Consider the following 25,266-nt stretch of genomic DNA (forward strand, 5'->3'; position numbering starts at 1 on the left):
ACCGTAGCAGACGTTCGTTATGATGCAGATGTATTGAAACAAGTGTATTGGAAAGGATGTGCGCGGTGAGTGCTGCGGCGGAACGGGCGGTTCGGGCGGAGTTCCCGATGCCGCCGGGGGAGTCGGTCGACCCACGGGCGATCGGGTGGTGGCGGACGCAGCTGGTGGTGACGGCGGTCGCGCTGGTGGCCGCCGAATTCGTGGCGGCGGTGCTGTGGACCTGGTCCCGGTGGCCGGTGCCGACGGTATTGGTCCTGGCGGCGACGGCCGTGATCATGACGATCCTCGCGATCGTCGTTCCGGGTGCCAGCTTCAGGGTGCATCGCTGGCAGGTCGACGACGAGCGGGTCTATGCCGCGTCGGGCTGGCTGTGGCGGGAATGGCGGATCGCCCCGCTCAGCCGGATCCAGACCGTGGACACGAAGCAGGGACCGCTGCAGCGCTCGTACGGACTGATCGACGTCACCGTGACGACCGCCTCGGCAGCGGGACCGGTGGTCATCTCCGGGCTCGACGCCGAGCAGGGGCAGGCGCTGGTGGACCGGCTCGCCGAGGCCGCCGGCCTGACCGATCGGGACGGCACGTGACCGCCGAACTTGCCGACCGGGTCGTGATCGACTGGACCCATCCAAGCCGGCGCACTTTCCTGGCCAACCTCACCTGGCTGCTGCCGGCCGCCGGCTCGGCCTTCCTCAGCTGGCTCTTCGGCGGCTTCACCCTGCAGCCCGAACCGCTGATCCGGTCGGCCGTCGTCGGCGGCATCTTCGTCCTGGTGATGATCTTCGAGATGATCAAGACCGCGACCACCCGCTATCGGATCGCGGGCGACCGGCTCGAGGTCGACCGGGGCGGGTTGGTGCGCGCCCGGAAGTCGGTGGCCCGCGGCAGGATCCGCAGCGTCCAGGTGACGGCCGGCCCGGTGCAGCGGCTGCTCGGGCTGCAGCGGGTGACGGTCTCGGCCGGCCAGGCCTCCGAACGCGACTCGATCGTCCTGTCCGGCCTCCGGGTCGACGATGCGAACCGGTTGCGCGCGGCGCTGGACGCCGCCGAGCCGCCGGCGGATCAGCCGGCCGCGGACTCCGGCACGCTGTTGAGCTTCCGCCGGGACTGGCTGCGTTACGCGCCGCTCACGGTCTGGGGCGTCGGCGGCGTGGTGCTGCTGGCTCTGGTCGCCCAGCGTGGACTCGGCGTCCTCGGAATCCAGCCGGAGCAGGTGGTGGCCTGGGCCGTCGGCGTGGTCGGCCCCGTTCCGCCGTGGCAGCTCGGGTTGCTCGGCGCCGGACTGCTGTTCGTCCTGGGCGTTGCGCTGAGCCTGGCCGTCTTCGTCGAGGAATGGTGGCAGCTTCGGCTGACCCGAAACGCCTCCGGCTGGCTCACCATGGAACGCGGCCTGCTCGCGCACCGCCGACTCGGCCTCGACCTGCGCCGGCTGCGCGGCGTGATCATCTCGGAGCCGCTGCTGGGACGGCTCGCCGGCGGTGCCCGGGTCGAGCCGCTGACGGTGGCCGCGGCAGCCGAGGAGGACGAGGAGAACAAGTCCGGCTCGCTGCGCTACCTGACCCCGGTCGTCCCGCGCGACGAGGCCGCGGGCCTGGCCGCCCGGTTGCTTCCCGAGATCCCACCCCTGACGGCTGCCCTGCAGCGGCATCCGCGGGCGGCGCTGCGCCGCCGGTTGACCCGGTCCGTCGCGGCGGTGTTGCTCGTCGCGGCTGCGCCGGTGATCACGGCCCTGCTGACCGGGCAGGCGCTCTGGTGGTTCGTCGCGGCCGGCGCGTTCGTGGTCGCTCTGCCGATGGCTCTGGTCCTGGCCCGGTCCGGCTACCGGACGCTCGGCCACGCGGTACGGGACGGCTTCGTGATCATGCGTTCCGGCGTCATCGACCGGCGCACGACCGCCCTCGCCGGCGACGGCGTCATCGGCTGGCGGATCCGTCAGTCCCCGCTGCAGCGCCGGTCCGGGCTGATGACGCTGACGGCGACCACCGCGGCCGGGCGGCACGGCGGCTGTACGGTGCCGGACCTGGCGCCCGGCCAGGCGGCGGCAGTGATCACGGAGCTGGACATCCGCTGAGGTAATTCGCTGGCGGGCGCGGAAGGTCCGGGGTTACAGTCCGGACTGGACGAGGAGGACGTTCCGATGATCAGGATCGCGTGCGAGGCCGGTCGGGTTCCCGACCGCTGACGTCGCGCGCTCCTCAGGAACTGTCCACTGCACCGGCTGCCCGCGTCGACGGATACCGGCCGGTGATCACGTCTGCACCATCGGGTGATGATCATGAACGGACCTGTGTCCGGCATGCGCGCGGATCCGGTGATCACGTCGCGTACCAACAAGAAGGTGGCCGAGCTGGTACGGCTTCGGCTGCCGCGTCATCGAGCTCGCGCCGGTGCCTTCCTGATCGAGGGCTACCGGGAGCTGAGCCGGGCCCAGCCTCGGGTCGACCTGCTCGCGCTCTACTACTGCCGGGCGCTCTGGTCGGGCCGCCACGAGGCTGCGCTGCTGGCCCGCGCCAGGGCCGGCGGCACCCGGCTGGTCGAGCTCGCCGAGGAGCCGTTCCGGCGGATCAGCCATCGGGACCGGCCGGACGGGTTGATCGGTGTCGGCCGGATCTTTCCGGCCCCGTTGGACGGCCTCCCCGCCGCCCGGAGCGGTCCGCTGCTCCTGGTGGTGGAGGGGATCGAGAAGCCCGGCAACCTGGGCGCGATGCTGCGCACGGCCTGCGCCGCCGGCGTCGACGGGGTGATCATCTGCGATCCGGCGACCGACCCGTACGGGCCGGGGGTGGTCCGGGCCTCGCTCGGTCATCTGTTCACCGTGCCGATCGCGATCACCGACTCCGGCTCGGCGCAGCGCTGGCTGCGGCGGCGGGGGATCACGGTCTTCGCCGGCATCCCGGACGCGCCGGACGCCTCCTGGGACGCGGACCTGACCGGGCCGGCGGCGATTGCGAACGGCAGCGAGCAGCGCGGTTTGTCGTCGCGCTGGGCCGAGCTCGCCCGTCCGGTACGGATTCCGATGTCGGCCGGGACCGTCGGCGGACCGGACAGCCTCAACGCGGCGGTCGCGGCCGGCGTGCTGCTGTTCGAGGCGGCCCGGCAGCGGACCGGGATCTCGGCCACCCGTTGAACCGGAGCCGGCCATCGCCAGGGCCATGAACGCCGCGGGACTGGTTCGCCTCTTCCTCGGCTGGGTCGGGGCTCGCGCCGTGCTGCACAGGGGCTGGTGGCTGCTGGCCAGCCTGTTCATGGTGGTCGACGCCGGGCTCGGCCCGGCCGAGTTGTTGATCATCGCGGCGGCACAGGGAGTCGCCGCGATGATCTTCGAGGTGCCGGCGGGGGTGTTCGCGGACTCGGTCAGCCGCAAGTGGGCCATCGTGGTCGCGCACGGGCTGATGGGGACGGCCATGATCACCACCGGCGTGTTCGGCAGCTTCTGGCCGCTGCTGTTGTCGCAGATGCTGTGGGGCATCGCGTGGACGTTCTCCAGTGGCGCCGACGTCGCCTGGATCACCGACGAGCTGGACCGGCCGGCGATGATCACCTCGGTGCTGACCCGGCAGGCCCGGTGGGAACTGGCCGGGGCCGCCGTCGGCATGATCACGCTGGGCGGACTCGGCCTGCTGCTCGGCCGGCAGGCCGGCATCGTCCTGGCCGGTGCGGCGATGCTGGTGCTGGGCGTGGTCGTCGCCGTCGCGTTCCCGGAACGCCGCTTCACTCCGGTCCGGACCGGGCACCTGCGGGCCGCCCTCGGCATCGCCCGCCGCGGGGCCCGGCTGGCGTTGCGCGACCGGACCCTGTTCGCGTTGGTGATCATCACCGTGCTGGTGAACGGTGCCGCCGACACGTTCGGCCGGATCTACCCGGTCCGGCTGGCCGAGCTCGGCTTCCCGTCCACCCGGAACGGGACGCTGTGGTTCACCCTGCTCGGCGTCGCCGGGCTGTTCACCGGCGCGCTCGCCCTGCTCGCCGTCGAACGGCGCCTCCATGACGAACCCGGTGCCCGCGCCGCGCTGGTCTCGGCCTGCGCGACGGCGGCGGCCGGCTTCGTCCTGCTGGCCCTGGCGCCGAACCTGACCTGGGCCGTGCTGGCGATCCTGATCGCCTACGGCGCCGCGCTGCCGCTGATCCGTACGGTGACGACGATCTGGGTCAACCGCCGCGCCACCAGCGACGTCCGCGCCACGGTGCACTCGTTCCTGGCCCAGGCGGAGTACGTCGGCGAGATCGGCTGTACCTCGGCCCTGGCCGCCGTCGCCGGCGCAGCCGGGCCGACCGGAGCGCTGCTGCCGGCCGCCGGTCTCTTCCTGGTCGGCCTCCTGATCCTGACCGTACGGAAGAACGACAACGCTCCCTGAACCCAGCCGGAGGGCGGGATCAGGGAGCGTCGACGGTGATCACTTGGCGCGCGCGTTGACCTCGTACGAAGTGTTGATCGACTCGAAGAAGTTGACCAGCTGCAGGGTGTCGTTGGCGGTCGCCATCCACTTGGCCGGGTTCGTCACGTTGTACTCGGACTCGAAGCCGAGCTCCTCGAGACGCCGGTCGGCCAGGTACTTCACGTACTGGTTGATGTAGTCGGCGTTCATGCCCAGGATGCCGTTGGGCAGCAGATCCCGGTTGTACGCCTCCTCCATCTCGACCGCCTTCAAGATCATCCCGCGGATCTCCTCGGCGAACTCCTCGGTGCCGACCTCGGGGTTCTCGTCGAGCACGGTCAAGATCAGGTTGATCCCGAACTTCAGGTGCAGGCTCTCGTCCCGGACGATCCAGTCGATCAAGGACCCGAAGTTCCGGAGCAGGTTCCGCTGCCGGAAGGAGAGCGCCACCATGAACCCGGAGTAGAACCAGATCCCTTCCAGGATGACGTTGTAGGCGACCAGGTTGCGGACGAAGTCCTGCTTGCCCTCGATCGTGGAGATGTCCAGGGTCTGCTCGGTCATCCGCCGGATGAAGTTGACCTCGAACTGCTCCTTCGCGGCCATCGACGGCACGCTGATGTGGGACTCGTACGCCGCCGCCCGGTCGATCGGGAACGTCTCCAGCACGTACTCGAAGGCCATGCAGTGGTTGGCCTCCTCCCACATCTGCTTCGCCAGATACAGGTGGCACTCCGCCGAGTTCACGTACGGGTACACCCCGAACGCCAGCGCCTTGTTCACCAGGAGCTCGTTCGGATTGAAGTAGCTCATCAGGTGCGTCAGGGCGTGCCGCTCGTCGTCCGTCATCCGGCCGAAGTCACTCAGGTCCTCGCCGAGCTGGACCTCGTGCGGGAACCAGGTGTTGGCCACGGCCTGGTTGTAGAGCTCGTACGCCCACGGATACGTCACGGGCTTCAGCAGCAGCCCCTCGGTGATCCCGGTCCCCAAGATCGATGTCATCGCCATTCCTTCCCACGTGTTGCCGCGACCGAGTCTGACAGGTACCGGTCTACTGGCAGGAATCGCACTGCACCAGGTCCTGCGGGTCGATCAGGTCGAGGTCGTTCACCGAGATGGCCGGCGTCACCGACAGCTGGACCGCCCGGGTCGGCCGCGCCGCGGCCTCGCCCTCGGTCTCCGCCGGCTTGGTGGCCTGCGCGGTGGCGGCGCGTTCGGCCGCGGTGGGCCGGTGCGCGGCGACGGCCTGGGCCTCGCCGGCCTGGGCTTCGACCGTCTGGGGACGCTGCACCGAGACCGCGTCGACGGTCTCGGACGTCGCGACCGCCGGAACCTCGGACGCCGTGGCGGGGGAGGCCGGAGTACGCCCACCGGCCCGGCCGAAGCCGAACCCGCGCCGCGCCGGGGCGCTCTTGGTCGAGCCCTCGCCCTCGGTCTCGGCCGCCGCCGTGCCGCCGCGCAGCTCGGCCGCCTTGTTCACCTTCACCGTGCTCTGCTCGGCGGTGTGCCGCGGCATCATGTGCAGGTAGTAGGTGGTCTTCACGCCCTTGTCCCAGGCGGCGCTGTACAGGTCGACCATCTCGCCGACGTCCCGGCTGGCCAGGTAGATGTTCCGGCTGATCGCCTGGTCGATCCACTTCTGCGCCCGTGCGGCCACGTTGATGAACGCGTACGGCGACAGCTGGAACGACGTCCGGTAGATCTTCTTCAGTGCCTCCGGCACGATGTCGATCTTGGACACGTCGCCCTGGGCGCGCAGCAGGTCGTCACGGACCTGCTCCCAGAGGCCGTACTCCTTGAGGTCCTTGACCAGGTTGCGGTTCACCTCGAGGAACTTGCCGGACGAGGTGGCCCGGCTGAAGATCTGCGAGAACTGCGGGTCCAGGCCCGGGGTGGTGCCGGCGACCAGGCCGATCGAGGCGGTCGGGGCGATCGCCATCAGGGTGGCGTTGCGGATGCCGCCCTTGACCTTGGTGCGCAGCGCGTCCCAGTCCAGCCGGGTGGTCCGGTCGACGTCCACCTTCACGCCGCGGTCGCGCTCCAGCTCGTCGATCGTGTCGAACGGGACCATGCCCTGCGACCAGCGCGAACCCGGGAAGTTCGAGTACGCGCCGCGCTCACGGGCCAGGTCGGCGCTCTCGTCGATCGCGTGGTAGCTGACGAACTCCATGATCTCGTCGGCCAGCTGGTAGCTCTGCTCGCTCTCGTACGAGAAGCCCATCCGCTCCACCACGTCGGTGAAGCCCATCACGCCGAGGCCGATGGCCCGGTTGTCGGCGTTGGAGCGCTCCGACTCCGGCACCGAGGAGATCGTGATGTCGATCAGGTTGTCCAGCTGCCGTACCGCCGAGCGGGCGGACTGGCGCAGCCGGTCCCAGTCGATCCGGGCCTGCGGGCCGGAGCCGCGCAGGTGCTTGGACAGGTTGATCGAGGCCAGGTTGCAGACCGCGACGTTGTCCCGGTCCTGCGGCAGGCAGACCTCGGTGCACAGGTTGGACAGGTGGATCGTCCCGGTGTTGTTGTTCAGCGCCCGGGTGTTGATCGTGTCCTTCCAGGTCAGCCACGGGTGCGACGTGGTCTGCAGCGAGATCAGGATCGCCTGGAACTGCTCCCGGGCCCGGATCTTCTTGAACCGCTTGATCTCGCCGGCCTCGGCCATCCGGATGTACTCGGCGTAGCGCTTGGAGAACTCGGCGCCGTACAGCTCGGTCAGGTCCTCGACCTCCAGCGGGTCGAACAGGTACCAGTCCTCGTCGTTGCGGACGCGCTTCATGAACTCGTCGGAGATCCAGACCGCGGTGTTGGCGGTCCGGGTCCGGCGGTACGGGTCGCCCGCGTTCTGCCGCAGGTCGAGGAACTGGCCGAAGTCGAGGTGCCAGTTCTCCATGTAGAAGCACAGCGCGCCGAACTTCTTGCCGCCGCGGGACACCGCGCGCAGGGTCGAGTCGATCGTGTGCATGAAGGGGATCGGGCCGGTCGAGGTGGTGTTGTTGGACCGGATCGGCGAGCCTTCGCTGCGCAGCTTGGACACCGAGAGGCCGATGCCGCCGGTGCCCTTGGTCAGCCACATGACGTCGCGGACCGACTTGGCGATGTGCTCGATGTCGTCCTCCATCTGCATGACGAAGCAGTTGGAGAGCTGGGCGTACGAGGTGCCGGCGTTCACCAGCGTCGAGCCGGCGGCCAGGTATTCCAGCCGGGACATGCCCTCGTAGAAGGAGAGCGCGGCCTCGGTCGGGTCCTCCTCGTTGAGCGAGAGGCCCATCGACACCCGCATCCAGAAGTACTGCGGCACCTCGAGCGGGTTCCGGTCATGATCACTGATCATGTAGCGGGTCCGCATGGTCTGCACGCCGATGTAGCGGAGCAGGTCGTCGCGGGTCGGATCCAGCGCCGCGGCCAGCCGCTCCAGGTCGAACATCTCGCTGCCCAGCCGGGGATCCAGCAGGCCGCGCTCGATCGCGTCGGTCAGGTAGTCGGCGAAGCGCAGCCGGTGCAGCGCCTGGATGGTCTCCGGCGCCGAGTCGCCGAACAGGTCGTTGGTCTCGCCGAGCACCCGCTTGTAGAGGGTCTTGATCAACAGCCGGGCGGCGATCGTGTCGAACGCCGGATCGTCCTTCACGTTCTGCAGCGCGATGCCGATCACGGCCTCGTCGAGCTGCTCCGTGGTGATCTTGTCGAACAGCGTGATCTCGAGCTCGGACTGGATCTGGGTGGCCCGCTTGATGGCGTCGTCGAGGCCGCGCGCGGCGTCCTCGATGGAGCGGGCGATCTCGTACCCGTCGTACTGCTGAAGGCCCCCGTCACGCTTGACGACTCGGATCTCACTGGTCACGGTCATGTTGGGGATCCTCCCTACCTGTAGTGGCTGCTTGGCGCGAAGACCACCATATATGGAAATGACAGGTTTGTAACTACCCAGTCGCCTCGAATTCGCCCGGCCGCCGCGCGGCACGCTCAGTGCAGCCCTGAGAACCTGCGGAAACCCGCTCGGCGGCCCCGCGGAGAGGCCGCCGGACGAGTGGTGGAACTCACGTCGGGAGGTCCGGACAGCCCGCCGCCCGGTGCCGGCGGGGATCCGGCAACGGGCGGCGGTTTGTGGGGGAGGACAGCGAAGTTTGTGCGGAAGGTCAGCGGCGCCCCGGTCCGGTCGGGATCACGCCCGCCTCGGCGGCCTTGACGACCGCGTCGGCCTCGGCCTGGGTCAGGGTGCCCGCGTCGACCGCCTCGGCCAGTCGCTCCTTGAGCGCGGCGATGCCGTCGGCCTGGGCGGCCGCGCGGAGTTCGGTGAGCGCCTGCTCGACGGCGGACTGCTCGACGCCGAGCTTCTCGGCGAGCAGCTTGGTCAGCTCCCGCTGCCGCTCCTCCCGGGACGGCTTGGCGTCGCTCTCGTCCTTGCGGTCGGCCCGCAGTTCCTCGAACGCCGCGCGCAGCGCCTCGCTGACCTTCTCCTCGTCGAGCCCCAGCTTCTCGGCCAACTCGGGCGCCGAGAGGACACCGCCCGGTCCGGCATGGCGGCCGGGGCCGGGCCGGTCGGTGGGCGCCTCCTTGGGGTCGGCCGACGGGGTGCCGCCGGCCGACGGGGCGGCGCTCGGGGTGGGCGTCGGGTCGGCGGCGGCGACGGTCGCGCCGGCGACGATCCCGGTCACGGCCAGCGCGCTGCCGGCGATCGCGGCCGCGACGGTGGTCTTGGATCTCATGCGATGGGTCTCCCTCGTTGTCGGATGGAGATCCCAGGTGAGTGGCGGACGCTGGCACCGGGCTTGGATCGGGCTGGGCGAGACCTGTGGGTTGCTGTGGGTGGACCCCGGTCCGGGCATGCCAGGATGGCGTCGTGTCGACCGCTGACCCCGACCTGATCCGGCTCGCGCAGGCGTACCGGATCGACACCGAGTACTACGACTGGCGGGGCAACCTGACCCGGGTCGCTCCGGCCACGATCGTCGGCGTGCTGGCCGGACTCGGCGTCGATGCCTCCTCGCCGGAGTCGGTCCGGGCCGCCCTGTCCGACCACGAGCTCGCGCCGTGGCGGTTGCCGTTGCCGGCGTGCGTCACGGTCCGCCGCGGCAGCCTCGCGACGGTGCCGGTGCACGTGCGGGCCGGGTCCGAGATCCGCCTGGCGATCGCGTACGAGGACGGGCGGCCGGAGCTCGAGCTCTCGGCACCGGACGGCCCGGACGGTGAGCGCGAACTGGACGGCGCGACGATCGCCCGCTGGTCGTACCGGCTGCCGGAGGAGCTGCCGACCGGCTACCACACGGTGCGCGCGACGGCGGGTGACGTGCGGACCGAGGCCCCGTTGATCGTCACGCCGGATCGGCTGGACTGGCCGGCCGGCCTGGCGGCGCGGCCGGGCTGGGGCCTCGCGGCGCAGCTCTACAGCGTCCGCTCCGAGGCCTCCTGGGGCAGCGGCGACCTGACCGATCTGACCGACCTCGCCGCCTGGGCCGCGGTCGAGCACGGCGGCGACTTCGTGGTGATCAACCCGGTGCACGCCGGCGAGCCGGTGCCGCCGCTGGAGCCGTCGCCGTACCTCCCGGTCAGCCGGCGGTTCGTCAGCCCGCTCTACCTGCGGCCGGAGGCGATCGCCGAGTACGCGACGCTGCGGCGCAAGGACCGGAAGCGGATCCGGCGGCTCCGGGAGCGGCTGCTGCAGGCGCCGGGCGTCGGATACCGGATCGACCGGGACGCCGCCTGGGCCGCGAAGCTGGCCGCGCTCAAGATCATCTTCGGGGCCGGCCGGACCCCGGGCCGGGACCTGGCCTTCCGCGGGTACGTGGAGCGGGAGGGCTCCTCGCTGACCGACTTCGCCGTCTGGTCCGTGCTGGCCGAGCTGCACGGCCCGGACAGCCGGACCTGGCCGGAGCCGTACCGGGATCCGCGGTCGGCCGAGGTGCAGCGGTTCGCCGAGGACCACGCGGCCGAGCTCGAGTTCGTCCGCTGGCTGCAGTGGCAGTGCGACGAACAGCTGGCCCGGACCCAGGACGACGCGCGCCGGTTCGGGATGCGGCTCGGCGTACTGCACGACCTGGCCGTCGGCGTGCACCCGGGCGGCGCGGACGCCTGGCGGCTGCGGGACAGCTACGCAGGAGGGTTCAGCGTCGGGGCGCCGCCGGACGCGTACAACCAGCTCGGACAGGACTGGAACCAGCCGCCGTGGCGGCCGGACCGGCTGGCCGAGACCGGGTACCGGCCGTTCCGCGAGATGGTGGCCGCGCTGCTCCGGCACGCCGGCGGGCTCCGGGTCGATCATGTGATCGGCCTGTTCCGGCTCTGGTGGATCCCGCGGGACGCGGGCCCGCGTGAGGGCACCTACGTCCGGTACGACCACGAGGCGCTGGTCGGCATCCTGGCCCTGGAAGCGGAACGCGCCGGCGCGGTGATCATCGGCGAGGACCTGGGCACCGTCGAGCCGGCGGCCCGGGACTTCCTGCGCGAGCGCGGCATCCTGGGCACCTCGATCCTGTGGTTCGAGCGGGACTACCAGGCCGACGTCCCGTTGCCGGCCGAGCGCTGGCGGACCGCCTGCCTGGCGTCGGTGACCACCCACGACCTGCCGCCGACCGCGGCCTACCTGCGCGATGATCATGTCCGGCTGCGGGACCGGCTCGGCCTGCTGGAACGGCCGCTCGCCGAGGAGCTCGCCTCGTCCCGCGCCGAACGTGAGGGCTGGCTGGCCGAGCTGCGCGGCCGCGGGCTGCTGGCCGGCGACGATCAGGGCGAGCAGCCGGTGATCGAGGCGCTGCACCGGTTCCTCGGCAGCACCCCGGCGGTGCTCCGGGTGGCCGCGCTGCCCGACCTGGTCGGCGACCGCCGGGTGCAGAACCAGCCCGGCACCATTGATCAACATCCCAATTGGCGGATGCCGTTGAGCCATCCGGACGGCAGGCCGATGACGCTGGAGGAGTTGATCCTGAGCCCGCGCGCGGCGGCGCTGGCCGAGGTGATGGCGGCCGGACCGGACCAAGATCACGAGGAGGCTGGTGTCGACAACGTTCCCTGAGCTTGTCGAAGAGCAAGGCACGTCGGGCTCGGCACTTCGACAGGCTCAGCGCGCGTTCGGGGCCGGCCTCCTAGGCTGTTCTCGTGACTGCGGAGACGAAGACCGGGGGCAAGGCCGAGGGTGGGGAGAGCCTGCTCACCGTGATCATCGCCTTCGCGGCGAACCTGCTGATCGCGATCGCCAAGTCGATCGCCGCGGTGATCACCGGCTCGGCCGCGATCCTGGCCGAGGCGGCACACTCCTGGGCCGACGCCGGCAACGAGATCTTCCTGCTGATCGCCGACCGCCGCTCGGCCCGGCGGCGGGACCGGGCGCACCCGCTGGGCTTCGGCCGGGAGGCCTACGTCTGGTCGATGTTCGCCGCATTCGGCCTGTTCACGGCCGGCGCCGTGGTATCGATCACGCACGGCATCACCGAGCTGATCGAACCGGAACCGGCCGGCAACTTCGGCGTCGCCTATCTGATCTTGGCGATCGCCTTCGTGCTGGAGGGCGTCTCGTTCACCCAGGCGTTCCGGCAGGCCCGCCGGTTCGGCCGCGCGCAAGGGTTGTCGCCGCTGCGGTTCATCGGGCAGACCTCGAACCCGACGCTGCGGGCGGTGTTCGCCGAGGACGCCGCGGCGCTGCTCGGCCTGATCATCGCCGCGGCCAGCGTGGCCCTGCACCAGCTGACCGGGTCGGCGATCCCGGACGCCGTCGGCTCGATCCTGGTCGGCGTCCTGCTGGCCGTCGTCGCGGTCTTCCTGATCGACCGCAACCGGCGCTTCCTGGTCGGCGAGCAGGTGCAGCCGCAGTTGCGGGAGCGGGTGCTGCTGCGGTTGCTGGAGCACCCGGAGGTGGACCGGGTGACGTACCTGCACCTGGAGTTCGTCGGCCCGTCCCGGGTCTACCTGGTGGCGGCCGTCGACATGACCGGCGACCAGGCCGAACACGACCTCGCGGTCCGGCTGCGCCGGGTGGAACGGGAACTGGAGGAGCACGATGTGGTCGAGGAGGCCGTGCTCACCCTGGCCACCGCCGACGAACCGTCCCTCGGCCCGTCCTGAGCCGGATCACTATGCTGACCCGGTGACCAGACTGACCCAGGCCGTCGCCGTTGTCCTGATCTTGACCGGCGTGATCACGTTCATCGCGACCGGAGCGTCCAGCGTGACCGCGCTGATCCCGGCGTTCGTCGGGATCCTGATCGGGATCTGCGGCGTGCTGGCGCTGCGGGAGAAGTTCCGCCGGCACGCGATCCACCTCGCGCTCGTGTTCGCGCTGATCGGCGCGCTCGGCTCGCTGATGAACGTGGTCAAGATCGGCCAGCTGTTCGACGGCACCGCCGAACGCCCCGGCGCGATCATCGAGAGCATCATCCTGCTCGTCGTCACGGTGGTCTATCTGATCTTCGGGATCAGGTCGTTCATCGCCGCCCGCAAGGCCCGCACCGGAGGAGAATGATCATGGCCCACGCGATCCGGTACGCCCGCGCCGGCGGCCCCGAGGTGATCGAGTACGTCGAGGTCCCGGAGGCCGAGCCGGGTCCGGGCCAGGTGGCGATCGACGTCACCGGGGTCGGGGTCAACTTCATCGAGACCTACCAACGGGAAGGGATCTACAAGATCGACTACCCGTTCGTGCCCGGTGGCGAGGGTGCCGGCGTGATCACCGCGGTCGGGCCGGAGGTGACCACGTTCGCGGTCGGCGACCGGGTGGCCTGGGCCGGCATCCCGGGGTCGTACACCAGTCGGCTGGTCGGGGCGGCCGACAAGCTGCTCGCCGTACCCAGCGGGCTGTCGGACGAGCAGGCGGCTGCCGTACCGCTGCAGGGCCTGACCGCGCACTACCTGGCCACGTCGTGCTACCCGATCAAGTCCGGCGACACCGTGCTGGTGCACGCCGGTGCCGGGGGAGTCGGCCTGCTGCTGACCCAGATCGCCAAGATCAAGGGCGCCCAGGTGATCACCACCGTGTCCACCGCGGAGAAGGCGGAGCTGTCCCGGGAGGCCGGCGCGGACGAGGTGATCGTCGGCTACACCGGCTTCGCCGAGCGGGCCCGGGAGCTCACCGACGGCGAGGGCCTGCCGGTGGTCTACGACAGCGTCGGCCGGGACACGTTCGACGCGTCCCTGTCCGCCGTCCGCCGCCGCGGCCACCTGGTGCTGTTCGGCGCCTCCAGCGGCCCGGTCCCGCCGGTCGACCCGCAGCGCCTCAACGACGCCGGCTCGGTCTTCCTGACCCGGCCGAAGCTGGGCGACTACACCGTCACCCGGAGCGAACTGCTGGAGCGTTCCACCGAGCTGTTCGCCTGGATCGGCGACGGCCGCCTCTCGGTCCGGATCGGCGGCACCTACCCGCTCGCCGAAGCCGCCCGGGCCCAGTCCGACCTCACCGCCCGCAGGACCACCGGCAAGCTCGTCCTCCTCCCCTGAAATCCGCCGACCGGGCAGCAGGCGTTCTGGCGGCGTGTCGCTGCACAACTGCCCGGTCGACGCGCTCCGGGCACCCCGAGGGCATGTCACGATTTCTCTTCGCCTCGACTGATAAAGCGCTTCAGCGCTCGGAAGTGCCCGACATCAAGAGAAATCGCGACAGGCCGGTCAGTGATCAACAGGTCTCTCGCCGGCGCGCCCAGCTCGTCAGGGTTCGCTGAACTCGGCCAGCCGATCCAGGGCCTCCGGCACGGAGTCGACGCAGGCGATCACGGCGGCCATCGAGCGCTCCTCGGCGATCTTGGACAGCAGCGGCCAGGCCGGCAGGGTGCGGGTCCAGTAGTCGGTGCCGACCAAGATCATCGGCGCGATCTCGGAGTCGTCTCCTGCGTAGTAGTTCTCGGTGACGGCCTGGAAGATCTCCTGTACGGTGCCGGCCCGGCCGGGCAGGTAGACGATGCCGCCGCGGCAGCGGTGCAGCAGGGTGTCCTCCCGGAGCGCGTTGGCGAAGTACTTGGCGATCTCGGTGGCGAACACGTTGCTCGGCTCGTGGCCGTAGAACCAGGTCGGGATGCCGAGGCTGTGCCCGGCCTTGGCGGCCGGCAGCAGCTCGCGTACCTGATAGCCGGTCTCCACCCAGTCGTCGATCGAGACCCGGTAGTCGGTCACCTTGCCGAGCAGGGCCCGCGCCTCGATCAGGGCCTCCGGCTCCGGGCTCAGGTAGGCGCCGAGGTTGGCGGCCTCCATCGCGCCCGGCCCGCCGCCGGTGAGCACCACCCGGCCCGCCGTGGTCAGGTCGGCGGCCAGCCGCGCGGCCTGCCAGTACGCGTCGTCGGTCCGGGCCAGCGCATGGCCGCCCATGATCCCGACCACCCGGCGGCCGTCCTGGTAGGCCGAGCCGTGCATCGCCTCGTCCAGCGCGTCCGACATCGCGTGATCATGAAGCGACGCGGCCAGCGAGTGGTCCAGCGAACGGTGCACCTGGGCCTCCTTGGCCCACGCGTAGATCGCCGCGTCCGGACTGCTCAGGTACGGCACCAGCCGCCCGTCCGCCGGGTCGCCGTAGAGATCATCGGCCGCATACAGCCGAGGCCGGTACGGGTCGAACGGCAGCTCGGGCAGCGACGGGAAGATCAACGCGCCGCGTCGCCGCAGCCGCTCCTCGACACCCGGGCCGAACCGGCAGCCGAGGAACACCGCGCCGCGGACCACGACCCGCTCCAGCTCGGCCGCCCGTTCGCTCAGGTCGACCGACTGGATGAACCAGCCGTTCAGCCGGGAGGTGGACGCCAGATGATCATCGAAGGCGGTCAGGCTCTCGATCTCGATCGTGCGCCGGGTCACGGTCGCCCGGCCGGGCTCGTCGCTGACATGGGCGCAGTCTAGGAGGTCGAGGTCAGTCCTTGCGCCCGTTCAGGGCCACGCCGACGCCGAGTCCGATCATGGTCAACCCGGACGCTCCGCCGACCAGCTCGAGCCGGCGCCGGGACCGGGCGAACCAGCTGCGTACGGTGCTGGCGACCAGGCCCCAGACCGTGTCCGAGACCAGTGCGACCAGGGCGAAGATCCCGCCGAAGATGATCATCTGGAGCCCGGGCGGGGCGCCGGCGGTGCGGTCGACGAACTGGGGCAGGACGGCGGCGAAGAACACCATCGACTTCGGGTTCGTCACGCTGACCACGAAGCCCTCGACGAAGGTACGCCGGCCGCTGACCGGCGCGGCCCCCTCCTCGAGCGCCTGCCAGAGCCGGCCGCGGTGACGGATCGCGCGAACCCCCAGATAGATCAGGTAGCCGGCGCCGGCGAACTTCAGCACCGTGTACGCGAGCGCGGAGGCCTGCAGCAGCGCCCCGACGCCGACGGCGATGCCGACCGCGGAGACGAAGCTGCCGAGCGCACCGCCGATCACGGTGAGCACGGCCGTCCGGCGCCCGTACGCGAGCGCGCGGCTGACCACGAACAGCACGGACGGTCCGGGGATGATGATCAGGACGAACGCGGCGAGCGTGAAGGCGAGGGTGTTGCCGAGCGGCACCAGCATGCTCGGATTCTAAGGTGGACACTGGGATCGTGCCCGTGGATATCGCGCCGACCGAGACACCGCGCAGCTACGAGTTCGTCACCTCGGCGAGCCGGCTGCCCGGTCTGATCGCGTCCGCCACCGGCTACCGCAGCACCGACAATCCGCTCGGGCTGCACCGCGGCCTCCCGTCGCCGTACCTCACCTTCATCTTCACCCTCGACGACGCCCCGATCATCGGGGCCGACACCCCGGACGAGGCGCTGAAACCGGCGGCGCCGCGGGCGGCGGTCCTGCTCGGCGGGCTGCACGCGCGGCCCGCCTACGTGGTCCAGCCGCGCGACCAGGTCGGCATCCAGCTCGCCGTCCACCCGCTGGCGGCGCGGCGCCTGTTCGGGCCGCCGACCCGGGAACTGACCGAGCTGTTCGGGGACGGGACCGCCGTGCTCGGCGCGGCCTCCGAGCGGCTCCGGGAACGGATGGCCGAGACGCCGACCTGGGCGGAACGCTTCGACCTGCTCTGGGCCTACCTGCGCCGCCGGGCCGAGGCGACCGAGCGGTGCCGCGAGGTGCCGCCCACACTGGCCGAGGGCTGGCGCTGGCTGGCCCGGTTCGGCGGCACCGGCTCGATGGACGGCCTGGCCCGGCACCTCGGCTACAGCAGCCGCCGGGTGAGCCAGCTGTTCGCCGCCGAGCTCGGTACATCGCCGAAGCAGGTCGGCCGGCTGTTCCGGTTCGACCTGGCCCGGCGCCAGATCGCCGCCGAGATCGACCGGACCGGCCGCAGCGACCTGGGCCGGATCGCCGCCGAGCGCGGCTACTACGACCAGTCGCACCTGGTCCGGGACTTCCGGCAGTACACGGGCACCAGCCCGACCCGCTGGATCGCCGAGGAGTTCCGAAACATCCAAGCCGGCGGGCACCGGGCCCCGGAAGACTCGCCACCATGACCGACACCGACACCGACACTGCTGCCAACGTCTGGCCCACCCTGCAGGCCGCCGACGCACCGGCCCTGATCGACTTCCTGGTCGACGTGCTCGGCTTCGAACGCACCGCCGTGTACGCCGACGGCGACCGGGTCGCCCACGCCCAGCTCAACTGGCCGCATCCGGGCGGCTCCGGGACCGGCGGGATCATGCTCGGCAGCCACCAGCCGGACGCCGACTGGAGCCGGCCGCCCGGCACGGCCGGCACCTACCTGGTGGCCGACGACGTCGACGAGATCCACCGCCGGGCCGTCGCCGGCGGCGCCAAGATCATCAACGAGCCGGTCGATCGCGACTACGGCGGCCGCGAGTTCACCCTGGCCGATCCGGAGGGCAACCTCTGGTCCGTCGGCAGCTACCGCGGCGAGCCTCGTACGCGCTGATCCCGGCCCGGGATCGGCGCCGGCGGTGGGACCGCACCGTGATTGACTGACGCCCGTGTCGACGCCCGGCTGGTATCCCGATCCCTCCGGCGCGCCGGGCCAGTACCGCTACTGGGACGGTCGTGCCTGGTCCCGGCAGACCACCGACCCTCCCGGCGGCACGCCCACCGGCGGCGACCGGCCCGGGAAGCGCCGCGGGCTGCCGTTGCTCATCGGCGGGCTCGCGCTGGTCGTCGTTTTGGGCTTGATCATCTTCTTCGCGGTACGGCAGGCGGGCGCCGGCCGCCCGATCACGGACGACCCGGTGCCGTCCTCGACGGTGTCCGGCTGGGACGACAGCCGGCCGACCGCGTCCCCGACGCCCACCGCCTCGCCGACGCCGTCACCGTCGCGGACCCCGAGCCCGTCCAGTAGCGAGACGGCGGCAGCTCCGGTCGCCTGCCCGAGCGGTAATCCCCGCGAGCGCGGACCGCGGCCGCCGGACGGCCGGGTGCACGGCGGCGGGCTGTCCTTCCCCCGGATCGACGGCTGGGTCGATGACATGCAGACCAGCGGGGTCAGCTGGGGCTACGACGTGGAGTCGCAGGGCTTCTCCGTCTATCCCGGCTGGGCCGCGTTCCTCGGCGTCGGCGAGATCCGTGCCGCGGACGGCTTCGCCCCGACACCCAAGGCCGCCGCGGAGAAGGTCATGCAGTGCGTCGCCAGTTCCGGCTGGTACGCCACCGAGCAGTCCGTCAAGGACCTCAAGGCCGAGAAGGCGACCATCGACGGCCACCAGGCCTGGTGGATCCGGACCGACATCTACGTCGCCAACCGCAAGGTGCCGGGCGACACGGTCGACGTGATCGTCGTCGACACCGGCCGCCCGGAGGCGTACGGCCTGTTCATCGGGGCCGTCGCGATCGGCGACGCCGGCCTGCAGACGCTCCGCGACAACACCGTCCGAGACCTCACCGTCGACTGAACCCGCCGACGCGGAGTCGGTCGGGACCGCTGTCATGCCGTAGGGGCGTGCCCACCCGTTTGGCCGAATGATCGCCTGGGCCGGGGCATGGGTCCGCCGACGCACCAGCCCGGGCGCTCAACCAGGGCGCCACCCTGCTCACCTGCTTGGCGAGTCGGATTGTCCACAACCGAGCAGGCCGGGGTTGGTGTCGCGATTTCTCCACGGTTCGCGCGTCCAGGGCGTGTGCCACGCGGCAATGCTCGACGTGTGGAGGAATAACGACATCCTCGCCGGCGGCCCGACACGGCGGCACCCGGATCTCGCCCGAGCCGGGCATTCCTCGCCGCCCGACCGCTCGGGCTGTCGAGACCTCCGCGCGACGTCCGGTGCCGCGCTCGGCCGACCGGGCACCGGACCCGCCGGACTGTGGCGAGGCCCCGCGGCGGCTGGTCAGAGGGTCAGGTCGCGCGGGAGGGCCAGGCCGAAGAGGGACGTGCCGGGGAGCGGGGCGGTGACCCATTCCGTGATGGTGCCGCCGGTCGACGGGGCGAACCAGAGGGTCATCCGGTGCGGCGACTGCACCAGCACCAGGTCCAGCCGGAAGATGTCGTCCAGCCAGGTGCCGCTGGCGGCCAGCCGGAGCTCCCGGTCGCCGGGCAGTTCGACGATCGTCTCCAGCCAGCGGTCCGGCGCCGCGACCAGGTCGAAGTACGGCGTCTCGGGCGGCAGCAGCGGGTCGCCGTGGGTCAGGCTGACCCGCCAGATCCCGTTGTCGCCCGACTCGACCCCGACCACGTGCACGTCCGGGCGCGGCGCGTCCTCGGCCTCCGGCGGGCGGGCGTACGGCTGCTCGACGGCCGCCTCGGCCGCATGGTCGGCGGTCGGCAGCGACAGCGTGGCCAGCCGCTCCGCCAACGCCTGGGCGTCGCGCTCGGCGCCGTGCACCGGCCGCTGGCCGAAGCCTGGCACCAGGTGCTGCCAGGCGGTGGCGAGGATCGACTGCGCGTCGAACGCCGCCGAGGTCATCGCGATCACCGCGTCCTGCTCCGGCAGCACCAGGCAGAACTGGCCGAACGCGCCGTCGGCCCGGTAGCCGTACCGGGACCGCCAGAACTGGAAGCCGTAGCCCTCCCGCCAGTCCGGGGAGTCCTCCCGGTCCGCGTTCGGGGTCAGCGCCGAAGTGGCCTCGTCGACGTACGCGGCCGGAACGAGCTGCCGGCCGCCCCACTGGCCGCGCCGGAGGTAGAGCTCGCCGAACTTCGCGACCGACTCGGTGGTCAGGTGCAGGCCGCTGTAGCCGAGCTGCCGGCCGGCCGGGTAGTCGGTCCAGTGCGCCCGGTCGATGCCGAGCGGCCGCAGCAGCCGCGGCGTCAGATAGTCCAGCAGCGACGTGCCGGTGACCCGCTGGGTGATCGCCGCGATCGCGTACGTCGCCGTGTTGTTGTACGCGAACACGCTGCCCGGTTCATGATCGGGTTCGATGCCGAGGAACCCGCGCAGCGGCTCGTGCGGATCGGCCACGAAGGAGCGCCAGAGCGTGTCCTCGGCGTGCCCGGTGGCCATCCGCAGCGTGTCCCGCACGGTCAGCCGCCGGATCCGGGCGCCGCCGGCCGCGTCGGCCAGGTCGTCCAGGTACGCCAGCAGCGGCAGGTCCAGGTGCAGCCGGCCCTCGGCCACCGCGATCCCCGCCGCCGTCGCGGTGAAACTCTTGCTCAGCGAGTAGAGCAGGTGCACCTGGTCCGGCCCGTACGGCGCCCACCAGCCCTCCGCCAGCACCTTGCCGTGCCTCATGATCATCAGGCTGTGCAGTTCCTGGTCAAGATCATCGAGGAAGTCGAGCACGGCGCCGGGCCGCAGTCCGTGCTCGGCCGCAGAAGCCCGTTCCAGCTGCTGGGTCACGTGGCTCACGTGGCTCACCTTAGGGCAACCGCTGCCCCGAATCCCCGCCCTTCAGCCCCGCGACTCGCCAGGAGAGACTGTGTGCATGCGCGACGTCGTGGTTCTGGGCAGTACGGGTTCGATCGGCACCCAGGCGCTGGAGGTGATGGCCGCCCGGCCGGGCGAGTTCCGGATCGCCGCCCTCGCCGCGGGCGGCACCCGGCCGAAGCTGCTGGCCGAGCAGGTGCTGGAGTACCGGCCCCGGGTGGTGGCGCTGACCCAGGCGTCGGCGGTGCAGGACCTGCAGCTCGCGCTCTACGCCGAGGCGTCCCGGCGCGGCTGGGCCGAGGGCAAGCTGACCCTGCCCAAGATCATCGCCGGCCCGGACGCGGCGACCGAGGCGGCCGCGGAACCGGCCGACGTCGTGCTGAACGGGATCACCGGGTCTGCCGGGCTGCGCCCGACGCTGGCCGCGCTGGCCGCCGGCAGCACGCTGGCGCTGGCCAACAAGGAGTCCCTGGTGATCGGCGGGCCGCTGGTGATGGGCGCGGCGAAGCCGGGGCAGCTGGTCGCGGTGGACTCCGAGCACTCCGCGCTGGCCCAGTGCCTGCGCGGCGGCCGGGCCGAGGAGGTGGACCGGCTGGTCGTCACGGCGAGCGGCGGGCCGTTCCGCGGCTGGACCCGGGAGCAGATGCGCGACGTCACGCCGGCGCAGGCGTTGGCGCACCCGACCTGGAACATGGGCCGGGTCATCACGACCAATTCCGCGACGATGGTCAACAAGGCGCTCGAGGTGCTCGAGGCACATCTGCTGTACGGGATCGACCTGGACCGGATCGACGTCGTCGTGCACCCGCAGTCGATGGTGCACTCGATGGTCCAGTTCGTCGACGGGTCGACCCTGGCCCAGTGCTCCCCGCCGGACATGAAGCTGCCGATCGCGCTGGCCCTGACCTGGCCGGACCGGCTGCCCGGCGCCGCCCGCCCCTGCGACTGGACCCAGGCCACCAGCTGGACCTTCGAGCCGCTGGACGACGCCGCCTTCCCGGCGGTGGAGCTGGCCAAGCGGGCCGGCCGGGCCGGCGGCACCGCGACCGCGGTCTACAACGCGGCGAACGAGGAGTGCGTGGACGCCTTCCACGAGGGCCGGATCGCGTTCACCGACATCGTCGACATCGTCGCCGATGTGCTGGCCGAGCACCTCGGCGAGGCGAGATCTGCGGGCGATCCCGGAGCCGACGTAGGATCGTCCCTGGCCGCACCGGCGGGCTTCACCGACCACGTGACGGTGGAGACCGTACTGGCGGCTGATGGCTGGGCCCGGGAACGGGCCGGCGAGGCATGCAACCGGCGTTAGATCGAGAGGACCGATGTCAGCCCTGGAGACCGTGATCTACATCGCGGGCGCGCTGATCTTCTTCGCGTTGGTGATGACGTCGGTGGCGCTGCACGAGATCGGCCACCTGGTGCCGGCCAAGCTGTTCGGCGTCAAGACCACCCAGTATTTCGTCGGCTTCGGCAAGACCTTGTGGTCCCGGCGCAAGGGCGAGACCGAGTACGGGATCAAGGCCATCCCGCTCGGCGGCTTCGTCCGGATGATCGGCATGTACCCGCCGAGCCGGGAGCGGCCGAACCAGATCCGGGCCACCCGGACCGGCATCTTCCAGTCGCTGGCCGACCAGGCCCGGGCGGCCGAATGGGAGGAGATCCGGCCCGAGGACGACGGCCGGCTGCTCTACCAGAAGAAGCCGTGGCAGAAGTTGATCATCATGGCCGGCGGGCCGATCATGAACGTGCTGCTGGCCTTCCTGATCTTGCTCGGTGTGACCGCGACGTACGGCGTCTACCGGGAGACCCTGACCGTGCAGACGGTCAGCGAGTGCGTCCGGCCGCTGGACGCGCCGGCCTCCGCCTGCACGCCGAACGACCCGAAGACGCCGGCCTTCCAGGCCGGACTGCGGCCGGGCGACGAGATCATCTCCTTCAACGGCGTACGGATCCAGTCCTGGGACCAACTGCAGGGCGCGATCCGGGCCAATCTCGATCATCAGGCCAAGATCACCGTGCTCCGCGGCGGCCAGCCGGTCGAGCTGAAGCCGGTCAACACCGCGCTGAACGGCGTCCGCGACGAATGGGACCCGTCCAAGATCATCCAGCAGGGCTTCCTCGGCGTCACGCCGCAGCCGGTACGGGAGCGCGGCGGCCCGGTCACCGTCCTCAACGACATGTGGAACCTGACCCAGCGGACCGGCTACCTGCTGGTGCAGTTCCCGGTCAAGGTCTTCAACGTGGGCAAGGATCTGGTCACCGGCAAGCCGCGGGACGTGTACGGACCGATGAGCATCGTCGGGGCCAGCCGGGTGGCCGGCGAGATCGCCTCCACCGACCAGGTGCCGGTCGCCGACAAGCTCGCCGCACTCGCCCTGACGCTCGGCAACGTCAACCTGTTCCTGGCGCTGTTCAATCTCATCCCGCTGCTCCCGATGGACGGCGGCCACATCGCGGGTGCGCTCTACGAGTGGCTCAAGCGCGGCCTGTCCCGGCTGTTCAAGCGGCCGGATCCGGGCCATGTCGACACCGCACGGATGCTGCCGGTCGCCTGGGCGGTCGGCATCATCGTGGCGATCTCCGGGGCGGTGTTGATCATCGCCGACATCTTCGACCCGATCAAGCTGTTCACCGGCTGACGTACGACACAAGGAAACTCATGAGCATTGATCTTGGTATGCCGCCGCTGCCGCCGCCGACCCTGGCCGAACGGCGGCCGACCCGGCAGATCAAGGTCGGCAAGGTGCTGGTCGGTGGCGGTGCCCCGGTCAGCGTCCAGTCGATGACCACGACCCTGACCGCCGACATCAACGCGACCCTGCAGCAGATCGCCGCGCTGACCGCCAGCGGCTGCGACATCGTCCGGGTCGCGGTGCCCAGCCAGGACGACGCCGACGCCCTGCCGGCGATCGCGAAGAAGTCGCAGATCCCGGTGATCGCCGACATCCACTTCCAGCCCAAGTACGTGTTCGCGGCGATCGAGGCCGGCTGCGCCGCGGTCCGGGTGAACCCGGGCAACATCAAGGCGTTCGACGACCGGGTCGGCGAGATCGCCCAAGCCGCCAAGGAGGCCGGCGTCTCGCTGCGGATCGGCGTCAACGCGGGGTCGCTGGACAAGCGGCTGCTGGCCAAGCACGGCAAGGCGACGCCGGAGGCGCTGGTCGAGTCGGCACTGTGGGAGGCGAGCCTGTTCGAGGAGCACGGCTTCCGCGACTTCAAGATCTCGGTGAAGCACAACGACCCGGTGATCATGGTCCGCGCGTACGAGCTGCTCAGCGAGCAGTGCGACTACCCGCTGCACCTCGGCGTGACCGAGGCCGGGCCGGCGTTCCAGGGCACGATCAAGTCCGCGGTCGCGTTCGGAGCCCTGCTGTCCAAGGGAATCGGCGACACGATCCGGGTCTCGCTGTCGGCCGACCCGGTCGAGGAGGTCAAGGTCGGCTCCAAGATCCTCGAGTCGCTCAATCTGCGGCCGCGCAAGCTGGAGATCGTCTCCTGCCCGTCCTGCGGCCGGGCCCAGGTGGACGTCTACAAGCTGGCCGAGGAGGTCACCGCCGGGCTGGAGGGCCTGACCGTGCCGCTCCGGGTCGCCGTGATGGGCTGCGTCGTCAACGGCCCGGGCGAGGCGCGCGAGGCCGACCTCGGGGTCGCGTCCGGCAACGGCAAGGGGCAGATCTTCGTCCGCGGCGAGGTGATCAAGACGGTCAAGGAGAGCGAGATCGTCGAGACCCTGATCGAGGAGGCGATGCGGATCGCCGACGAGCTCGGCGAGTCGGTCGAGGGCGAGCCGGTGGTGGAGGTCGCGGGCACCGCATCGACGCCGGCCCCGGCGCGGGGATAACGTCGGACCCATGAGACCTCGCCGCGGGACCCCGGAATGACAGCCGCGTCGACGGTCACCGGGCGATCCGGCCACGCCGGTACGGTCCGGGTGCTGAACTCCGGCGATCTTGCCGCCGCGGTGCGGATCCTGTCCGCGCGACCGGTCGACAACGTGTTCGTCGCGTCCCGGGTGCGCGGCGCCGGACTCGACCCGAACAGTCTCGGCTGCCCGATGTGGGGCTACGAACGCGACGGCGTGCTCCGCTCGCTCTGCCACGCCGGCTCGAACCTGGTCCCGGTCGGCGCCGATCAGGATGCCGTCGACGCCTACGTGGAGTTCGCCGGCCCGCAGCGGATGTGCTCCTCGATCATCGGCCCGGCCGAGACGGCGCTGTCCCTGTGGCGCGGCCTGTCCGACCGTTGGGGCCCGTCCTGGTCGACGGTCCGGGAGGTCCGGCCGCACCAGCCGGTGCTGGCGATCGACTCCGCCCCGCACGTGGCACCGAACCCGCACGTCCGGCCGGTCACCCTCGCCGAGTGGGAGCCGTACTCGGAGGCGGCGATCAAGATGTACACCGAGGAGGTCGGCGTCTCCCCGGTCCAGGGCAACTCGGCCGGCTACCGGTTCTACGTCCGCCAGTTGATCTCCGCCGGCCGCGCGTTCGGCTGGATCGAGAACGGCCGGGTCCTGTTCAAGGCCGATCTCGGCTCGGTCTCGGCGACCGCGAGCCAGGTCCAGGGAGTCTGGCTGGACCCGGAGTTTCGCGGCCGCGGCCTGGCCCCCGCGGCGATGGCCGCCGTCGTGGAGCAGGCCCGCGCCGTCGCGCCGGTCGTCTCGCTCTACGTCAACGACTTCAACCATCCCGCCCGCGCGACGTACCGCAAGGTCGGGTTCCGCCAGGTCAGCGAGTTCGCCACCATCCTCTACTGAGGCGCGACCAGGGTGAAGATCAACGTCGCCGTGCAGAGCGCGAGCATGCCCAGGCAGTTGAGGAGGAAGTTGCGGCCGAAGTCGCGGGCCCGGACGTGCGCCCCGGCGGCCAGCAGGAAGTAGAGCACCAGCGCCGCGGTGGTCAGGATCGCCAGCGGCCGGAACCAGATCCCGATCACCAGTCCCGCCGTCGCCGCGAACTTGATCGGCGGCGCGACCCACCAGAACCGCTTCGGGAACCCGACGTCCTCGAAGCACTTCCGGATGAACGCGACCGGCTTCAGGCACATGAGTCCGTCACCGAACTGGATCAGGGCGAGGACCGCGAGCGGCCACCAGGGATCGATCATGACCCAACGATGGCGGAGCGCCCCCGTTTGTGACATCGCAACGGATGACAGCAGTCACTGGCGACCGCCGCCGCCCGACGCCAGAGTGGCGGCAATGAGTGAAGCG

At 71.1% G+C, this 25,266-nt stretch carries 21 protein-coding genes and 1 pseudogene; 15 read left to right on the top strand and 7 right to left on the bottom strand.

The window, feature by feature from the left end:
• Nucleotides 1-65: 65 nt before the first annotated feature.
• The 4 genes from AC6CCG_RS07085 (at nucleotide 66) to AC6CCG_RS07100 (ending at nucleotide 4,355) form a co-directional block, all read left to right on the top strand.
• Nucleotides 66-587 carry a PH domain-containing protein gene (locus AC6CCG_RS07085; RefSeq protein WP_496653777.1) on the top strand — a complete coding sequence of 174 codons (522 nt, stop codon included), beginning with the start codon at nucleotides 66-68 and terminating at the stop codon, nucleotides 585-587.
• Nucleotides 584-2,071 carry a PH domain-containing protein gene (locus AC6CCG_RS07090; RefSeq protein WP_496653778.1) on the top strand — a complete coding sequence of 496 codons (1,488 nt, stop codon included), beginning with the start codon at nucleotides 584-586 and terminating at the stop codon, nucleotides 2,069-2,071. The genes AC6CCG_RS07085 and AC6CCG_RS07090 overlap by 4 nt, the downstream gene beginning before the upstream one ends.
• Before the next feature lie 204 nt (nucleotides 2,072-2,275).
• Nucleotides 2,276-3,127 (top strand): TrmH family RNA methyltransferase, encoded by an 852-nt coding sequence (locus tag AC6CCG_RS07095; protein WP_496653779.1) that lies wholly within the window; start codon nucleotides 2,276-2,278, stop codon nucleotides 3,125-3,127.
• A 25-nt stretch (nucleotides 3,128-3,152) separates the two neighbouring features.
• Nucleotides 3,153-4,355 (top strand): MFS transporter, encoded by a 1,203-nt coding sequence (locus AC6CCG_RS07100; protein WP_496653780.1) that lies wholly within the window; start codon nucleotides 3,153-3,155, stop codon nucleotides 4,353-4,355.
• 39 nt (nucleotides 4,356-4,394) lie between these two features.
• Here the strand turns inward: AC6CCG_RS07100 and AC6CCG_RS07105 are convergent, their stop codons facing one another.
• The 3 genes and pseudogenes from AC6CCG_RS07105 to AC6CCG_RS07115 form a co-directional block, all read right to left on the bottom strand.
• A complete protein-coding gene (locus tag AC6CCG_RS07105; RefSeq protein ID WP_496653781.1) occupies nucleotides 4,395-5,378 on the bottom strand; it encodes a ribonucleotide-diphosphate reductase subunit beta in 984 nt (327 codons plus the stop codon).
• Nucleotides 5,379-5,667: 289 nt separating this feature from the next.
• Nucleotides 5,668-8,217 (bottom strand): annotated as a pseudogene (locus tag AC6CCG_RS07110) (ribonucleoside-diphosphate reductase subunit alpha); the annotation flags it as partial.
• 289 nt (nucleotides 8,218-8,506) lie between these two features.
• Nucleotides 8,507-9,076: a hypothetical protein gene (locus AC6CCG_RS07115; RefSeq protein WP_496653783.1), complete on the bottom strand. Its 570-nt coding sequence runs from the start codon at nucleotides 9,074-9,076 to the stop codon at nucleotides 8,507-8,509.
• A 134-nt stretch (nucleotides 9,077-9,210) separates the two neighbouring features.
• On the opposite strand from AC6CCG_RS07115, the gene malQ reads away from it, so the two are divergent.
• The 4 genes from malQ to AC6CCG_RS07135 all read left to right on the top strand — a co-directional run bounded on the left by malQ (nucleotide 9,211) and on the right by AC6CCG_RS07135 (nucleotide 13,793).
• Entirely contained in the window at nucleotides 9,211-11,379 is a 2,169-nt protein-coding gene (gene malQ / locus AC6CCG_RS07120; RefSeq protein ID WP_496653784.1) for a 4-alpha-glucanotransferase, read from the top strand.
• Between the two features lie 83 nt (nucleotides 11,380-11,462).
• Nucleotides 11,463-12,425, top strand: a complete 963-nt coding sequence (locus tag AC6CCG_RS07125) for a cation diffusion facilitator family transporter (RefSeq protein WP_496653785.1) — start codon at nucleotides 11,463-11,465, stop codon at nucleotides 12,423-12,425.
• Between the two features lie 22 nt (nucleotides 12,426-12,447).
• Nucleotides 12,448-12,822: a hypothetical protein gene (locus AC6CCG_RS07130; RefSeq protein WP_496653787.1), complete on the top strand. Its 375-nt coding sequence runs from the start codon at nucleotides 12,448-12,450 to the stop codon at nucleotides 12,820-12,822.
• 2 nt (nucleotides 12,823-12,824) lie between these two features.
• Nucleotides 12,825-13,793 carry a quinone oxidoreductase family protein gene (locus tag AC6CCG_RS07135; RefSeq protein WP_496653788.1) on the top strand — a complete coding sequence of 323 codons (969 nt, stop codon included), beginning with the start codon at nucleotides 12,825-12,827 and terminating at the stop codon, nucleotides 13,791-13,793.
• Between the two features lie 207 nt (nucleotides 13,794-14,000).
• On the opposite strand, the gene AC6CCG_RS07140 is transcribed toward AC6CCG_RS07135, so the two are convergent.
• Together AC6CCG_RS07140 and AC6CCG_RS07145 are read right to left on the bottom strand one after the other, a co-directional pair.
• Nucleotides 14,001-15,137 carry an LOG family protein gene (locus AC6CCG_RS07140; RefSeq protein WP_496653789.1) on the bottom strand — a complete coding sequence of 379 codons (1,137 nt, stop codon included), beginning with the start codon at nucleotides 15,135-15,137 and terminating at the stop codon, nucleotides 14,001-14,003.
• Nucleotides 15,138-15,189: 52 nt separating this feature from the next.
• The gene (locus tag AC6CCG_RS07145) at nucleotides 15,190-15,834 is read right to left on the bottom strand and encodes a LysE family translocator (RefSeq protein ID WP_496653790.1); all 645 of its coding nucleotides are present in this window, start codon (nucleotides 15,832-15,834) and stop codon (nucleotides 15,190-15,192) included.
• Between the two features lie 29 nt (nucleotides 15,835-15,863).
• Between AC6CCG_RS07145 and AC6CCG_RS07150 the strand changes: the two genes are divergently transcribed.
• The 3 genes from AC6CCG_RS07150 to AC6CCG_RS07160 are packed head-to-tail and all read left to right on the top strand — an operon-like array spanning nucleotide 15,864 to nucleotide 18,149.
• Nucleotides 15,864-16,763: an AraC family transcriptional regulator gene (locus AC6CCG_RS07150; protein WP_496653791.1), complete on the top strand. Its 900-nt coding sequence runs from the start codon at nucleotides 15,864-15,866 to the stop codon at nucleotides 16,761-16,763.
• Entirely contained in the window at nucleotides 16,760-17,185 is a 426-nt protein-coding gene (locus AC6CCG_RS07155) for a VOC family protein (protein WP_496653792.1), read from the top strand. The genes AC6CCG_RS07150 and AC6CCG_RS07155 overlap by 4 nt, the downstream gene beginning before the upstream one ends.
• Nucleotides 17,186-17,240: 55 nt before the next feature.
• On the top strand, nucleotides 17,241-18,149 hold the full coding sequence (locus AC6CCG_RS07160; protein WP_496653793.1) for a DUF2510 domain-containing protein: 909 nt from the start codon (nucleotides 17,241-17,243) through the stop codon (nucleotides 18,147-18,149).
• 432 nt (nucleotides 18,150-18,581) lie between these two features.
• Here AC6CCG_RS07160 and AC6CCG_RS07165 read toward each other — a convergent pair whose 3' ends face one another.
• Complete coding sequence (locus AC6CCG_RS07165; RefSeq protein ID WP_496653794.1) at nucleotides 18,582-20,039, bottom strand: serine hydrolase domain-containing protein; 1,458 nt, start codon at nucleotides 20,037-20,039, stop codon at nucleotides 18,582-18,584.
• 76 nt (nucleotides 20,040-20,115) lie between these two features.
• On the opposite strand from AC6CCG_RS07165, the gene dxr reads away from it, so the two are divergent.
• From dxr to AC6CCG_RS07185, 4 genes are read left to right on the top strand one after another with little or no spacing between them, the layout of a single operon-like run.
• Nucleotides 20,116-21,366, top strand: a complete 1,251-nt coding sequence (dxr, locus tag AC6CCG_RS07170) for a 1-deoxy-D-xylulose-5-phosphate reductoisomerase (protein ID WP_496653796.1) — start codon at nucleotides 20,116-20,118, stop codon at nucleotides 21,364-21,366.
• Between the two features lie 13 nt (nucleotides 21,367-21,379).
• The gene (locus tag AC6CCG_RS07175) at nucleotides 21,380-22,696 is read left to right on the top strand and encodes a M50 family metallopeptidase (RefSeq protein WP_496653797.1); all 1,317 of its coding nucleotides are present in this window, start codon (nucleotides 21,380-21,382) and stop codon (nucleotides 22,694-22,696) included.
• 20 nt (nucleotides 22,697-22,716) lie between these two features.
• A complete protein-coding gene (ispG, locus tag AC6CCG_RS07180; protein ID WP_496653799.1) occupies nucleotides 22,717-23,898 on the top strand; it encodes a flavodoxin-dependent (E)-4-hydroxy-3-methylbut-2-enyl-diphosphate synthase in 1,182 nt (393 codons plus the stop codon).
• A gap of 36 nt (nucleotides 23,899-23,934) precedes the next feature.
• Nucleotides 23,935-24,810 carry a GNAT family N-acetyltransferase gene (locus tag AC6CCG_RS07185; protein ID WP_496653800.1) on the top strand — a complete coding sequence of 292 codons (876 nt, stop codon included), beginning with the start codon at nucleotides 23,935-23,937 and terminating at the stop codon, nucleotides 24,808-24,810.
• On the opposite strand, the gene AC6CCG_RS07190 is transcribed toward AC6CCG_RS07185, so the two are convergent.
• Nucleotides 24,804-25,160: a DoxX family protein gene (locus AC6CCG_RS07190; protein ID WP_496653802.1), complete on the bottom strand. Its 357-nt coding sequence runs from the start codon at nucleotides 25,158-25,160 to the stop codon at nucleotides 24,804-24,806. The genes AC6CCG_RS07185 and AC6CCG_RS07190 overlap by 7 nt on opposite strands.
• Nucleotides 25,161-25,266: the final 106 nt, after the last annotated feature.

Source organism: Microlunatus sp. YIM B11417 (genome assembly GCF_059617205.1).